This is a genomic window from Oleiphilus sp. HI0128, assembly GCF_001635365.1.
This window is the reverse complement of record NZ_LWGG01000037.1, coordinates 1-864: the sequence shown is the minus strand read 5'-3', so window position 1 is coordinate 864 and position 864 is coordinate 1. Positions and strand designations below refer to the sequence as shown.

The 864-nt window shown below is 46.6% G+C and carries 1 protein-coding gene; it reads left to right on the top strand.

Annotated features, from left to right (window positions below; genetic code table 11):
- Nucleotides 1–864, top strand: an 864-nt coding sequence (locus A3763_RS00585; RefSeq protein WP_231872055.1) for a PilC/PilY family type IV pilus protein, incomplete at both ends; no start/stop codon positions are given.

The following is an 864-nucleotide window of genomic DNA, read 5'->3' as shown; positions in this document are numbered from 1 at the left end:
TTTAAAGGTCGTAGCAATACAGAAACCGACCCCGGTGCATGGAGCTGGTGGTCAAAAGAGATCGATGCAAACGATATTCAACTCGGGGGTGCAGCAGAAAACTTGCCCAATAACGAAGCCGACCGCAATATGTTCACTTATTTGGGCGGTTCCAAAAACCTAACAAGCGCTGAGAACAAAATATCTTCTGACAATACAGCCATAACCAAAGACATGCTAAATATCAGCTCAGCCACTGATGCAGAACGTCAACAGCTACTCAACTGGGTTCGCGACCTAGATGTATTTGACTCGGATGGTGATGGTAGTCAAACTGATACTCGCCACCGTTTAGCCGACCCTTTGCATTCATCTCCCGTTGTTGTCATTTACGGGGGTAGCGATGATGACCCTGATACGACTATATTTTTTGGCGATAACCAAGGCTTCCTTCATGCTATCAATGGTCGCTCGGGCACGAGCAGCACTTATGGTCAAGGTGAAGGGGAAGAATACTTTGCCTTTATGCCTGACGAGCTACTAAGCAACCAAGCAGAGCTGATGGAAAATTCTCAGTCTGTTTCTCATATCTATGGGCTAGATGGTTCGGTATCCGTTTGGTCACACGACAGCAATAACGACCTCGACCTTTACGATGCCGATGACTTTGTCTATGTGTACACGGGCATGCGTAGAGGCGGGAGTAATTATTATGCGCTTGACGCTTCTGATCGTAACTCTCCACAATTCCTATGGGAAATCAAAGGCGGCCCGGGTGGCACAAATGGCTACGAAGAATTAGGCCAGACTTGGTCTAAACCCGTGAAAACAAAAATTAAGATGGGCAATAATATTCGCGAAGTCTTAATTTTTGGCGGTGGCTAC